At 69.4% G+C, this 12,541-nt stretch carries 13 protein-coding genes; 1 reads left to right on the top strand and 12 read right to left on the bottom strand.

Features of this window, described 5'->3' with window-relative positions; all coding sequences use genetic code 11:
* Positions 1-61: 61 nt before the first annotated feature.
* The 4 genes from madC to BST17_RS24500 all read right to left on the bottom strand — a co-directional run bounded on the left by madC (position 62) and on the right by BST17_RS24500 (position 4,930).
* Positions 62-1,555 carry a MadC family VWA domain-containing protein gene (madC, locus tag BST17_RS24515; protein WP_083061509.1) on the bottom strand — a complete coding sequence of 498 codons (1,494 nt, stop codon included), beginning with the start codon at positions 1,553-1,555 and terminating at the stop codon, positions 62-64.
* Positions 1,552-2,505, bottom strand: a complete 954-nt coding sequence (locus BST17_RS24510) for an AAA family ATPase (protein WP_083061508.1) — start codon at positions 2,503-2,505, stop codon at positions 1,552-1,554. Before BST17_RS24510 ends, madC begins: the two co-directional genes overlap by 4 nt.
* A gap of 73 nt (positions 2,506-2,578) precedes the next feature.
* Positions 2,579-3,850, bottom strand: coding sequence for an NDMA-dependent methanol dehydrogenase (gene mdo / locus BST17_RS24505; protein ID WP_083061507.1), 1,272 nt, complete (start codon positions 3,848-3,850; stop codon positions 2,579-2,581).
* A gap of 198 nt (positions 3,851-4,048) precedes the next feature.
* On the bottom strand, positions 4,049-4,930 hold the full coding sequence (locus BST17_RS24500; RefSeq protein WP_083061506.1) for an alpha/beta fold hydrolase: 882 nt from the start codon (positions 4,928-4,930) through the stop codon (positions 4,049-4,051).
* 51 nt (positions 4,931-4,981) lie between these two features.
* On the opposite strand from BST17_RS24500, the gene BST17_RS24495 reads away from it, so the two are divergent.
* Positions 4,982-5,599 carry a winged helix-turn-helix transcriptional regulator gene (locus BST17_RS24495; protein WP_083061505.1) on the top strand — a complete coding sequence of 206 codons (618 nt, stop codon included), beginning with the start codon at positions 4,982-4,984 and terminating at the stop codon, positions 5,597-5,599.
* Here the strand turns inward: BST17_RS24495 and egtE are convergent.
* The 8 genes from egtE to BST17_RS24455 all read right to left on the bottom strand — a co-directional run.
* The gene (gene egtE / locus BST17_RS24490) at positions 5,589-6,671 is read right to left on the bottom strand and encodes an ergothioneine biosynthesis PLP-dependent enzyme EgtE (RefSeq protein ID WP_083061504.1); all 1,083 of its coding nucleotides are present in this window, start codon (positions 6,669-6,671) and stop codon (positions 5,589-5,591) included. The two genes, BST17_RS24495 and egtE, sit on opposite strands and share 11 nt — an antisense overlap.
* On the bottom strand, positions 6,668-7,618 hold the full coding sequence (gene egtD / locus BST17_RS24485; RefSeq protein WP_234807805.1) for an L-histidine N(alpha)-methyltransferase: 951 nt from the start codon (positions 7,616-7,618) through the stop codon (positions 6,668-6,670). The genes egtE and egtD overlap by 4 nt, the downstream gene beginning before the upstream one ends.
* Positions 7,618-8,304: an ergothioneine biosynthesis protein EgtC gene (gene egtC / locus BST17_RS24480; RefSeq protein ID WP_083061502.1), complete on the bottom strand. Its 687-nt coding sequence runs from the start codon at positions 8,302-8,304 to the stop codon at positions 7,618-7,620. Before egtC ends, egtD begins: the two co-directional genes overlap by 1 nt.
* The gene (gene egtB / locus BST17_RS24475; RefSeq protein WP_083061501.1) at positions 8,297-9,577 is read right to left on the bottom strand and encodes an ergothioneine biosynthesis protein EgtB; all 1,281 of its coding nucleotides are present in this window, start codon (positions 9,575-9,577) and stop codon (positions 8,297-8,299) included. Before egtB ends, egtC begins: the two co-directional genes overlap by 8 nt.
* Positions 9,574-10,824: an ergothioneine biosynthesis glutamate--cysteine ligase EgtA gene (egtA, locus tag BST17_RS24470; protein WP_083061500.1), complete on the bottom strand. Its 1,251-nt coding sequence runs from the start codon at positions 10,822-10,824 to the stop codon at positions 9,574-9,576. Before egtA ends, egtB begins: the two co-directional genes overlap by 4 nt.
* A gap of 83 nt (positions 10,825-10,907) precedes the next feature.
* The gene (locus tag BST17_RS24465; protein WP_083061548.1) at positions 10,908-11,564 is read right to left on the bottom strand and encodes a sensor domain-containing protein; all 657 of its coding nucleotides are present in this window, start codon (positions 11,562-11,564) and stop codon (positions 10,908-10,910) included.
* A 21-nt stretch (positions 11,565-11,585) separates the two neighbouring features.
* Complete coding sequence (locus BST17_RS24460; RefSeq protein ID WP_083061499.1) at positions 11,586-12,110, bottom strand: hypothetical protein; 525 nt, start codon at positions 12,108-12,110, stop codon at positions 11,586-11,588.
* A 63-nt stretch (positions 12,111-12,173) separates the two neighbouring features.
* Positions 12,174-12,541 (bottom strand): hypothetical protein (locus tag BST17_RS24455; RefSeq protein WP_083061547.1); only part of this gene is annotated, 368 nt, incomplete at its 5' end.

Raw genomic sequence — 12,541 nt, 5'->3', positions numbered from 1 at the left:
CCGACCTGCCCACCCAATGTGCAGCTGGGCAGGTCGGTACCTACCCGATCGGGTAGGTACCTCAGGACAACGCGTGCGCCAGTTCGGCTGCCCTGGCGGTCAGTTGCCGGGCATCGGCGGCGACCACGACGTGGTCACACACCTGCGCGTAGTCCGGCATCGCGCAGGTCGCCTGGCGCCAGTACCGCTGCGGCTCCGGGGTCACCCAGGCCAGCCGGTGCACCCGCCGCCGCAGCGCACGGAGCCGGTCCACCCCGGGCGGCAGCCCGCCGCTGCGGCCGTCCCCGACGACAAGCACCGCGGTGCGCCGGTCCAGGGCGTCGGCCTGCGCGCCGAGCAGCTCGTCGAAGACCTGGCCGTAATCGCTGCTGGCCTGCAGGTCCAGCTGCCCCTCGGCCAGCACCGCGGCCAACGCGTCGTCACCGCCGGCCCGCAGCAGGATCTCGGTGACGTCGACCGGACGGTCGACGAAGGCCATCACCCGGCAGCGGTGCGCGCGCCGGTGCATGGCTTGGGCCAGCCGCAGCGTGAATGCGGTGACCGGACGCACCGACAGCGAGACGTCGGCGATGATCAGCAGCCGCACCCGGTCGGGCAGCGGTGTCCGGTGCATCAGATGGAACGGAACGCCACCGGTTCGCAAGCTCGCCCGCACGGTGCGGCGGATGTCCAGCCGCCCCGGCGCGCGTTCGCGGGGCCGCGGGCGCGGCGCGCCCCGCATGCGCCGCAGCACCTCGTGGCAGGCCAGGTCGATATCGGCGACCCACCCGTGCCCGGGGGCGAGGTCGGACTCATCGAGTCCGGCGGTCAGTCCGCTGCGTCGCGCCAGGGCCGCCACGAAACTCTCCACGGCGCGGGTCAGCTGTTGCAGCTGCTCGGTGGTCAGCGGTTCGCCCGCCTCGGTCCCGTACGTGCCGGCCGGGTCATAGGCATCCAGCCAGGCCAGGATGGCATCGGGGTCATCGAAGCTCAACGACCCGGCGACGACGGGTCCCACCGAATCGGCGAGCGCACCGGCGGTCGCCGAGGCGGCCCGGTCGACTTCGACGGTGTAGCGCATACCGCGCCGTCCGCCGTCGGATTCGGTCGAGACGGTCAGCTGGTCGTCGGCCCCGGTGACGCTGTAATCGTCGTCGTCCTTGTGCGGGTTGAACCCCTTTTCCGCCTCCGGCGTGTCGAACCGATCGCCCACCTCGGCGGCACGCTCGTTGTACTCGGCGTATCGGCCGATATCGGTGTCCTCGTCGATGTCGAGGTGGTCGGGCAGGCCCGAGCCGGTGTGTGCACGGCTCGGGCCCGCCTCCAGATCGTGGTGTCGGGCCCCGGTGGTGGTGAACATGGCGTCGAAGGCCCGGTCGAATCCGCGTTGCTCCCTGTCATATTTCGCGCAGGTCGCCCGCAGTGCCGCGCGCAGCGCGACCTTGTCACGGGCACCGAGCAGGCCCAGTACCCGGCGCACCTCGATGACCTCGGCAGCCGACGTCGCCACCCCGGCTCGGCGCAGCAGCTGCCCGAAGGCCGCCGCGGCGCTGTCCAGGATCTGCGCGGGTGTCATCCGCGGCCACCTCTACCGCGGAATGCCGAGGTCGTGGTGTTCGCCGGCCTGCTCGCGACCGTGTCGTGTGCGGGGGACGGCGTGGCGTCCGGTTGCTCGTTGTCCAAGTGCCGCAACGCGATATCGCGATCAGTGGTGAACTTCACCAATGCCGACAGCAGCACCCGGTGATCGGCCGCCTGCCCGAGTAATGCCGCCGCCCGGGCGCTGTCGATCACCTCGGAGATGGACGGGCTCTTGCGCAGCGGAAGGTCGCGCAGGGTGCGCGCGAGTTCGACCATGTCCGCGACGATCCCGGGCTCGACCTGCGGGGCGCGAACCCCGACGATCTCGCGTTCCCGTTGCGGCGTGGGGAATCCCAGGTGGTAGTGCAGACAGCGACGTTTGAGCGCGGCCGACAGCTCGCGGGTGTCGTTGGAGGTGAGCACCACCCATGGCACCGAGCGTGCGGTGAAGGTGCCGATCTCGGGGATGGTCACCTGACGTTCGGCAAGGACCTCCAGCAGCAGCGCCTCCATCGCCTCCTCGGTGCGGTCCACCTCGTCGATCAGCAACACCACCGGATGTTCGGAGAGCACGGCGTCCAGCAGCGGCCGCACCAACAGGAAGTCCTCGGTGTAGACGTCACCACCGTTGCCCATCTGCACGTGCAGCAGTTGCTTGGCGTAATCCCATTCGTAGAGCACCCGATTGTCGTCGAGGCCTTCGTAGCACTGCAACCGGATCAGCCGGCGGCCACCGGCCGCGGCCAGTGCCTTGGCGAGTTCGGTTTTGCCCACACCGGCGGGGCCCTCCAACAGCAGCGGGCGGTCCAACGCGGTGGCCAGATGCACCACGGTGGCCAGATCGTCGTCGACGACGTAGTCCTGCTCGCGCAGTGCATCCGCGAGTTCGGTTGCGTTGGAGAAGGATGTCGGTTGGTCTCGGGTGGGTAGCGATGCGGTGCTCACGGCAGCCTCCGGGTGAGGTGCACGGCAGGGACCGGCCGAGGTGGACGGAAGCGGCCCCTGCCGTGGCACCGGATCAGTAGGACGAGTTGATGGCGTGTCCGACGACCGGGATCATCGAATCGACGGTGACCTCGCGCGGATTGCCCGGGGTGCACCAGTCGTCCTGGATGTGCTCGGAAATGGCGAGCACGGTCTTGTCGTCGCCGAGGATGACGTCGCCACGGCCGGTGTACTTGCCGGTGTTCATCCGGTTCTTGTCGTAGGAGTCGGTGCGGACGGCGGAGAAATTGTCCGGGATGCCGACGTCCTGGGACAGCCGGATCGCGGCCTCGACGGCGGCGTCGGCCGCCTGCACGGTGGTCATGTTGCGGGTGTCGACACCCATGGCAGTGGCCAGTTGCGCGTACCGCTCGTAGCGCGCGGGCAGGTTGTACTCCCAGACCCGGGGCAGTGCGATCGCGTTGTTCAGGCCGTGGTGGCTGTCGAAGAACGCGCTGACGGCGTGGCTGATGGAGTGCACGATGCCCAATCCGCCGGAGTTGAACGCCTGCCCGGCGATGTACTGGGCGTTCATCATGCCCTCGCGCGCCTTGAGGTTGCGTGGTTCGAAGACCGCCTCACGCAGGTGCTTGGCAACGAGTTCCACCGAGTACAAGGCGTTTCCGAGTGACGGCGCGAAGTCCAGCCGCGACACGAACGGCTCGCTGCCGTGGGCGAGCACGTCGAAGCCGCAGTAGGCGGTGAAGTGCTGGGGGCAGGTGTAGTAGAGCAGCGGATCGTCGATCGCCAGCGTGACGATGGTCGCCTCGTCGAAGCCGACCCATTTGTGCGGGTGCTCCATGTCGGAGGTGTCGGTGATGACATAGGCCCACGACGTCTCCGAACCGGTTCCGGCCGTAGTGGATACCGCGATATGCGGCGGGTTCTGCTTGTTGGTGGACTTGGCGAAACCCTCGAACTCGTTGATGTTGCGGCCGTCGTGGGCGATGACGACGCGGGCACCCTTGGCGGCGTCGTGGCTGGACCCACCGCCGATGGAGATGATGCTGTCGCAACGCTCCTGCTGGTACAGGGCCGCGGCCTCCATGACGTTGTAATCCTTGGGGTTGGACTCCACCTTGTCGTAGAGCACGACCTCCACACCCTGGTACTCGATCTTGCCGGTCAGTTCTTCGATGATGCCCGAGCCGCGCAGGCCGGTCGTCATCAGCAGGGTGCGCTTGAAGCCCAGATTCTTGGCCTCGACGCCGATGATGTCGTGCGCGCCCACACCGAGCAGTGCGCGGGGGAAGGGGTGGAATTCCTTGATCGGAAAATCCCAAATCTGGTTCAGCTCAATGGCCATCGGTCGACTCCTTGCGGTATCGGACGGGCTGGACACCCTCCTGGACACCACCGTGGCCCCGCGTGGCCCGCGTCACAATGACTTCGCGCCACTACCCGCCGTCCGGCACGTCGAAACTGTCCGATCGGGTAGGCCGGCGCCCCCACAGGAGGCGGGGATCCGTTTCCCGTCACGCCGTGCCGGGACCATCCCGCAGAACTAGCGCGTCGCCCAGGCCCGGATCGCGGCGACGAATTCCTCCGGCGCATCCGATTCGACGTAGAGGCCGGCACCCTCCACGATCACGGTCTGATGGTTAGGGAACTCCCGCTCCAGCCGCTCGCGCTCCTGCGGCCGGAAGGCGATATCGGCGTCGCCCCAGAGGATCAGTGTCGGTAATCCGGATAGGTCGGGGAGGCCGGACTCGACCTCGGCGAAGAAGTTCCTGCTCGCCAGCACCCGGCCCGGAAGTACCGCGCAGGCCTGCCGTCGCGCCGGGGTGTCCAGCGCCCGCCGGTAGTGCTCCATCTCCGCCGCCGACGGCGTCCGGCGGCGATGGCCGACCGGAATGAAAGCATTGACAAGCAGATTCCGCTGCCGCACCAGAAGCCGGGTCAGCGGATTACCCATGATGTGACCGAACGCCTCGAAGTGCAGCACGCCGTTGACCGGCCATGCCCAGGTGTTCGCGAGGACCAGGCGATCGAACACAGCGGGGCGCGACTGCGCGGCGGCCAGTCCGATCACACCGCCCCAGTCCTGACCGACCAGGGTGACCGCACTGAGTTCCAGTGCATCGATGAAGCCGGCCAACACCGCTGCGTGCTGCTCGGGCAGGTGGCGATAACCGGGCTTGGCCGTCGACAACCCGAATCCCGGAAAGTCGAGGGCAACACAGCGGTACTCCTCGCTCAGTGCGGAGATGACATCGCGCCAGAGGAACGACCAGGTCGGATTGCCATGCAGCAGCAGCAATGTGGGGCCGGACCCCTCGTCGACGTAATGCAGGTCGTGTCCGTCGACACCGATGAAATGGCTTTCGAACGGAAACAGGGTGTCGTCCACCCAGTCCGGTCGCACACTCCGGGCGGTATTTTTCATGCACCTGAACTTCTCATATACACTTGATTTTCTCAAGTGCTAGGGAGACTGATGCGTAGTTACGGCCAGTACTGCGGTCTCGCCCGGTCGTTGGAGATCGTCGGCGACAGATGGAACCTGCTCATCGTGCGGCAGCTGTTGATCGGTTCGGCGCGCTACCGCGACCTGGCCGCCGGCCTGCCGGGGATCGCGACGAACCTGCTCGCCGACCGGCTCCGCGATCTGGAGGCGGCCGGCGTGATCGAGCGGCGGTTGGCCCACGGCGCCGCCGTGGAGTACGCCCTCACCCCGTGGGGCGCCCAATTGCGCGAGCCGATCGAAAGCTTGATCCGGTGGTCGACTCCCCTGATGATGCGCGGGCCCGACGGCGACACCTTTCGCCACGAATGGCTGACCATCGCCATCCCCGCTCTGCTCAACGCCCGCGCGAAGGTTCGCCGCGCATCGGCCATCGGGCTTGCCATCGGCGAGCCGGCACTACAGCTCAATGCATCCCGCTCCGGGTTCATGGTCGGCCTACCCGATGGCCGTGAGCTCGCCGCCACCCTGCACGCCGCGCCCGAGTACATCCTCGGGTTGGCCGCCGGCGCAATCACCGTCGACGACGGCCTCGTGCTGATCGACGGTGACGAAGCCGTCGTCCGCGCGATCTTCGACGCTACGAACTGACCGCGACCAGTGCCGCGGCGAACCGCTGCAGATCCTCGGCCGCGCCGTCGACATGCGGGGACACCCGCAGCACCGCCCGGTCCATCTCGTTCGGCGCCCGCACCACCTCACATGCCGTGGTGATGATGGCGTGCTCGGCGATCAGCCGCGCCCGCACCGGTGTCGGTTCGGCACCGTCGAGCGGCCGCAGGGTGGTGATCGCCGAGGGCTCATCGACCGGCTCGACCACCTCCCACCCGGGCACCTCGGCCAGCACCGACCGCGTCAGGGCGCCGACCTCGGCCAGGCGCCGGCGAACCTCGGCCGGGCCGGCCGCCAGGTGTTCGCCCAGCGCCAGCGAAAAGCCAAGCCGCGAGCCGATATTGGCTTCGTGTAGCTCCAGTGGCGCCCACCGCGGCGTCAATCGGCGGTACAGGTCGGGACGCACCGCAAGGGCACCGACGCCGCGCGGTCCGGCCAGCCATTTCCGCGAGGACGTGTACAGCACGTCCGCGCCGACGGCGCAGTCGACGTGGCCCAGGCCCTGCGCGGCGTCCACCGCCAGGGGCAGCCCGAGCTCCCGGCACACCGCTGCCAGCTCCGCCAGCGGTTGGACGACTCCGCGGTGACTGCCGAGCACCGTCAGATGTACCAGCGCCGGCGGGTCGGCCCGCAGGACCGCCGCCGCCTCCTCGACCCGCAGCCGGCCCGTTTCGTCAACCGGGAGGAGTCGCACCTCGAATCCGTTGGCCGCCATGATGATTAGGTTCGGTCCGTACTCACCGGTCAGACAGGCCACCGTGCGCGGACCCGGCCAGCTGCTCAGCAGCAGGTCCAGTGCATGGTTGGAGCCGGTGGTGAAGACGACCTCGGCGTCCGGCAAGCCGGCCAGCAGGCGTACCGCGGCCCGGCCGGCATCCAACGCCGGCGCCGCCGCCTCGCCGGCCACATAGCCGCCGACCTCGGCCTCGTGTCGGGCATGGGTGGCCGCGGCATCGATGACCGCATTGCTCTGCCGCGAACATGCCGCGCTGTCCAGGTGCAGACCGGCCACCGGAACCCTGGCCTCGCGCCAGCGGTCGGCCAGGGTCATCTGACCGCCAGCGACACGCCGAAATCACCTGCCGGATCGGTCCACCAGTGCGTGCGGCGCAGTCCGGCGCCAGCCAGTTCCGCGGCGACACCGTCGGGTCGGAACTTGCTCGACACCTCGGTCAGCATCTCCTCGCCGGCCTCGAACTGCACGCTCAGGCCCAGCTCCCGCACGTGGACCTGCTGGGCGGTCGTGGACCGCAGCCACATCTCGATACGCTCGGCGTCGCTGTTCCACTTCGCCACATGGGCGAACGCGTCCAGGTCGAAGTCGGCACCGAGCTCGCGGTTCACCACGGCCAGCACGTTGCGATTGAACGCGGCCGTCACACCCGCGGCGTCATCGTAGGCGCGCACCAGCCGGTCGACGTCCTTGACCAGATCGGTGCCCAGCAGCAGCGAATCACCCTCCTGCATCGTATTTGCCACCGCGGCAAGGAAATCGGCGCGTGGACCGGGGGTCAGGTTGCCGATCGTCGAGCCGAGGAAAACGAACATCCGACGACCCACCTTCGGGATGATCGGCAGGTCCTGCTCGAAATCCCCGCATACGGTGTCGATGTCGAGACCGGGATACTCGCTGCGCAACGCGGTCGCCGCAGCGTCGAGCACGCTGGGATCGACGTCGAACGGGATGAACCGGCGCAGGGCACCGCTGTCGCGGAACGCGTCCAACAGCAGCCGGGTCTTCTCCGAGGTGCCGCTGCCGAGTTCCACCAGGGTGTCCGCACCCGAGGCGGCCGCGATCTCGCCGGCGTGCTCCCGCAGGATCCTCGCCTCGGTCCGGGTCGGGTAGTACTCCGGCAACCGGGTGATCTGATCGAAGAGGTCGCTGCCGACACTGTCGTAGAACCATTTGGGTGGCAACGTCTTCGGAATCTGCTGCAGGCCGTCGGAAACGTCGCGGCGCAGCGCCTCGGCCAGATCGGCGGCGGATTGAGTGGGCATCATTGTCCTTCCAGTGCAGTGAGGGACAGTCCCGCCGCGGACACCTCGATGAGGTGCCGGTCGGGGATGTCACGCCAGGTCGGGTCATCGTCGTAGGGTTCGCTGGCCAGCACGACGCCGTCGGGCCGTTGCAGCGCGAACAGGGTGTCGCCCCAGGTGGTGGCGAGCAATCGAGAACCGTTGCCGGCCAGGATGTTCAGGCGTGCCCCCGGATCCCGGGCTCCGACCTCGGCGATGGTCGCGGCGAGCGCATCCATGCCGCGGTCGAAGATGTGGGCCGCCAGCACCGCGCTGTCCACGGTGGATTCGGCGGTGTGCGCCGCCGGCAGCACGGCGCGGTCCACCACCCCGTTGTGCGACAGCAACCAGCTGCCGTCGCTGAAGGGCGCCGACGCGGACGGTTCGATGGGCATCCCGATGGTGGCCGAGCGGACGGCGGCCACGATGCACCCACTGCGCAGGGTCGGGGCGACCGAGGCGAAGGAGGAGTCGCCCCACAACGGCTTCTCGCTGCGCCAGCGCCGCGGGCCGTCGTCGAAGAATCCGACACCCCAGCCGTCGGCGTTGACGGTGCCGTGTTTCTGCCGCCGCGGCGCGTAGGACTGCACCAGCAGCCCGCTCGGCGGGTCGAGCACCAGCGACGAGGCGGTCACCGACGCGCCCAGCCACCCGAGATGTCTACACATCCCAGGCCAACCGCACACCCGAGAAGATCTGCCGCCGGATCGGGTGGTCCCAGTTGCGGAAGCTGGGCCGCAGGATGTCGCCGGCCACGGCCCACGCTCCGCCACGCAGTACGCGGTAGTCACCGGTCGGCGGATCGGTCTCGAAGAACGGAACGGTGTACCGGTCGTAGATCATCGGGGTGAACCCGGGCCACGGCCGCAGCGGCGACGATGTCCACTCCCACACATCGCCGAGCATCTGCTCCACACCGTACGCCGACGCGCCGTCCGGGTAGGCGCCCACCGGGGCGGGGCGCAGCGCAGCTCCGCCCAGGTTGGCCCGCTCACCGGTGGGTTCGGCTGCGCCCCAGGGATATCGGCGGCGCGTGCCGGTCGCCGGGTCCCAGGCGCAGGCCTTCTCCCATTCGACCTCGGTCGGTAACCGGGCCCCGGCCCAGGCCGCATACGCCTGCGCCTCGAAATAGGTGATGTGCTGCACCGGCTCGTCACCGGGAATGGTCTCCCGGTGGCCGAAGCGGGTGCGGCTGCCATCGGCGTTCCAGAACTCGGGGGCGATCAGCCCGGCCTGTTCGCGATGCGCCCAGCCGCGGTCGGACCACCAGCGCGGGGTGCGATACCCGCCGTCGTCGATGAAGACCTGCCATTCGGCGTTGGTGACCGGGACACGGCCGATCCGGAATGCATCGACGTCGACGGTGTGCGCGGGGCGCTCGTTGTCCAGCGCGAACGGTTCGTCGGATGCGTCGACACCCAGGGTGAACGGGCCCGCCGGGACCAGCACCGACGTGCCTGCCACCCCGTCGCGGCCGGCGGGCAATGCCGATCCGGTGGACAGGATCGGCGGTCCGGAGCGCAGGTTCAGCGCCTGCAGCATGGTCTCGTCATGCTGGTTCTCGTGCGAGATGACGAGCCCGAACGGGAACAACTCGGTGCTTCGTTCCAACACGTCGAGGGTGCGGTTGCGCACCTCGCGGCAATAGGCGCGGGCATCGGTCGGCGGCAGCAGCGGCAGATCGACCCGGCTGGCGCGGGTGTGCACGAAGGCGTCGTAGAGTCTTTCGACCGCGGGCGTCAACATCCCCGGGGCGTCCGGGTTCCCGCCACGCAGCAGCCAGAATTCCTCCTGCTGGCCGATGTGGGCGAGGTCCCACACCAGCGGGCTCATCAACGGGTCGTACTGGCGCAGCAGTTCGGCGTCGTCGAAATCGACGAGGGCCAGCGTGCGGTCACGCGCCCGGGTGAGTTCCGCGGCCAGCAGGTCGGGTGAGGTCACTGATCACCTTTCGCGAGTTCGGTGATGGCCGCCGGGATGCCGTACCGCGCGGCCCGGTCGGCGAAATCGTCGGCCGGACAGCGACCGGCGCGGACGTTGGTCAGCAGCCGGTCCACCGCGTCGGCCAGCGACGGCGGTGCGTACTGCGCGGCGGCACCCACGCACTGCACAGCGGCGGTGTGCAGCCGCGGGTCGGCCAGGCCCACCCGCGCCGCCAGATCCCACTCCGTGGCCACCGATGCGGTTGCCGCCCGGGCGATCTCGGCCGCGTCCGGATTGTCCAGCAGCGTCGCCAGCGTGAAGGCCACCGCCGGCCACACATCGTCGGGAACGCTGTCCAGATACCGGATCTCCAGCCAGCGGCGCGGGCGCACCGGGGGGAACAGCGTGGTCAGGTGATAGTCGAGATCCTCCGCGGTGGGCCGGCGCCCCGCGAGCACGGCCCGTCCGTCGGCCCAGTCCGCGAAGGAGACGAACTCAGTCGTCGCGACCGCCTCGGGACTGCGGACCAGCATCACCGGCGCCCGCAGCGCGTAGTGCGCCCAGTCGGCCGTCGGGTCATCACCGCGGTCGCCCAGCACGGGGCCGCAGCGCGCCGAATCGAGCTGCCCCCACACCCGTTGCCGGGTGCTACGCCAGCCGGTCAGCGCACCGTGCAGCAACGGGGAATTGGCCGACAGCGCGATCATCGTGGGCCCCAGTGCGTGCGCCAGCCGAACCCGGTCGGCCCAGCCCGCGCGGGGCCCGGCCTCGACATTGAGTTGCACCGACGCGGTCGAGGTCATCATGGCGGCGCCGGCCGCACCGGTGCCGGTGGACTCGAAGAACCGCTCCATCGCCTGATACCGCGCGCCGGGGTTGACCCGGTGGGCCGGTCGCAGCGGGTCGGCCCCCAGCAGCACCAGCGCGAGGCCGTGCTCGTGGAAGTGGCGGCGCAGCACGTCGCGGTCGGCGGTCATCGCGTCGATGGCGGCGGTGACATCGGCGGCGGGCGGGCCCGACAGCTCCACCGCACCGCCCGGCTCGACGGTGATGGCGCTGCCACCGGGCAGCTCCGCGACGCCGGCGATGACGGCGCTGAGCTCCTCCCAGCCGGGCCGGCGCATCGGATCGGTGATGTCGAAGCAGTGTGCCTCGACCTCCAGGCCGACCGTTCCGACCGGTCCGTCCTGCAGGCATGCGGCGGCGACCGTGGCGGCTGCCTGCCCGGACGGGCAAGCCACATCCCACGTGGTGGTGGTCGTCATGGAACCACCCCTCCTCGGTAGTGACCCTCAGTCACTCAATCTTCCAGAAGGGTCTGACAAATTCCCAAGGTTTTTGATCGCGGTTATTGCCCCAGGGTGTTCTGCATCGCCCCGGCCAGCACGTTGACCGCCGGTCCACCATTGCCGGGCTGACAGACTTTCGCCTGTAGCAGAACATTTTCCCGCAATCGGGTCTGCGTGAAGCACCGCCGATCAGTACCCGCCTCCTGTTTCACCCAAACCGCATCGGTCGGCGTCGTCTCGCCGGCGGTGTAGGTCCACACCTGCGTACCGAAGTTCTCCAGGTGCATGGCGGTGGTCTGTCCGGCGCAGCCGGTGGTGCGGTCGGTGAGGCGGTGGTAGGCCCGGTTGGCCGCATCGGTGGTGGCGAACACCCCGACCGCCTGCTTGACCAGATGGGTGGTATCCGTGCCGGACGTCTGCGCCACGGCACCGTTGAACGACGCCAGGTCCGGGTCGGCGTAGACATCGGGCAGGCCGATGTCGGCCCAGTTGTTGCAGGCCGGATTGTCGACATAGAAGGCCTGACTGGGCGCGGTGAAGTCGGCCTCCCAGCCCAGCGGCGCACCGACGATGTTGCTGACCGATCCCTTCGGCAGCACCGCGTAGGAGACCACCCCCGGATCGGAGGGCCGGGCGGCGGCGACCGGCGTCGCAACGGTCATGAACAGGGCCGCGGCCGACCAGGCGGTCACGGTGGCAGCGGCGGTCAGTCGCATGGCATCGATCATGCCAGCGCGTCAGAACAGCGTCTGGGTGCAGTACGTGCGGGCAGGCGCCGGATAGGGCCAGGCGTAGGAGCCGCTGGCGTCCGGGCAGGCCGACTGGTCGCGTACGTCGAGCCGCTGGGTGATCTGCACCAGGACGCCGTGGCCGCGATCGCGGCAATCGGCCTTCTCGACCAGGCCGATCGGCATCTCCATCAGATAGCACTGGTTGGCAACCAGGTTGGGCACCAGGCACAGCCGCGCCGTCGACGGGTCGGCGTACTCGCTGGGCAGATGCTGGTATTCGTCGGTCGGGCACTCCCCGGTGGGGCCCGTGGTCGCACCGACGGTGTAGCTGGGGTCGGTCCGGCAGGACACCTCGGTGGCCCGCGCCGGCGCGGGTGCCGGCGCCGCACCCGCATCGATGCGGACACAGTCGCCGACGGCGAACACCGTGGCCGCCGCGATGTCAGGACCGCGACCACCACACCCGGCCAGCGCGGTCGCTACCACGAGAACTCCGATCAGCGCGGCAAGGCGCGAAGTTCGGCGTGTCATGGTTAGCGACACTCTCACGACTGGGCCGCGAGTGCCAAGAGTTACGGATGTTTCTCAGAGTTTTCAGCGCGGGATGGTGGTGGGGCCGGGCGCCGGACCCTCGCCCTGCCCGGCCGCGGGTCCCCGTTCGAAGCCCGGACCACCGGGACCGGCGGGCCCACCCGGTCCGCCGCCGGGGCCGCCCGGGAAGAAGATGTGCGGCGGTCCCATCGGCGGGCCGCCGCGCTGCAGCATCTCGATCTCATGCCGTGGCCCACCATGCTGCCGGTCCCCGCCGCCACCGGCGCTCTTGCCGAGCACGAAGCCCGAGAAGAAGATCACCGCCACGACGAAGACCGTGCCGGCGACGATGCCGACCCATGCAGCGATCTGGCTCACGCGGCTGCCACGGTCCCGTTCCACCCGCTCGGCCGGGGGCGGAGGGGGCGGAG

This window comes from Mycolicibacterium bacteremicum (genome assembly GCF_002086115.1).
In the GTDB taxonomy this organism is placed as follows: Bacteria; Actinomycetota; Actinomycetes; order Mycobacteriales; family Mycobacteriaceae; genus Mycobacterium; species Mycobacterium bacteremicum.
Note: the sequence above shows the minus strand (reverse complement) of the source record. Positions and strands in the feature narration are given on the sequence as shown.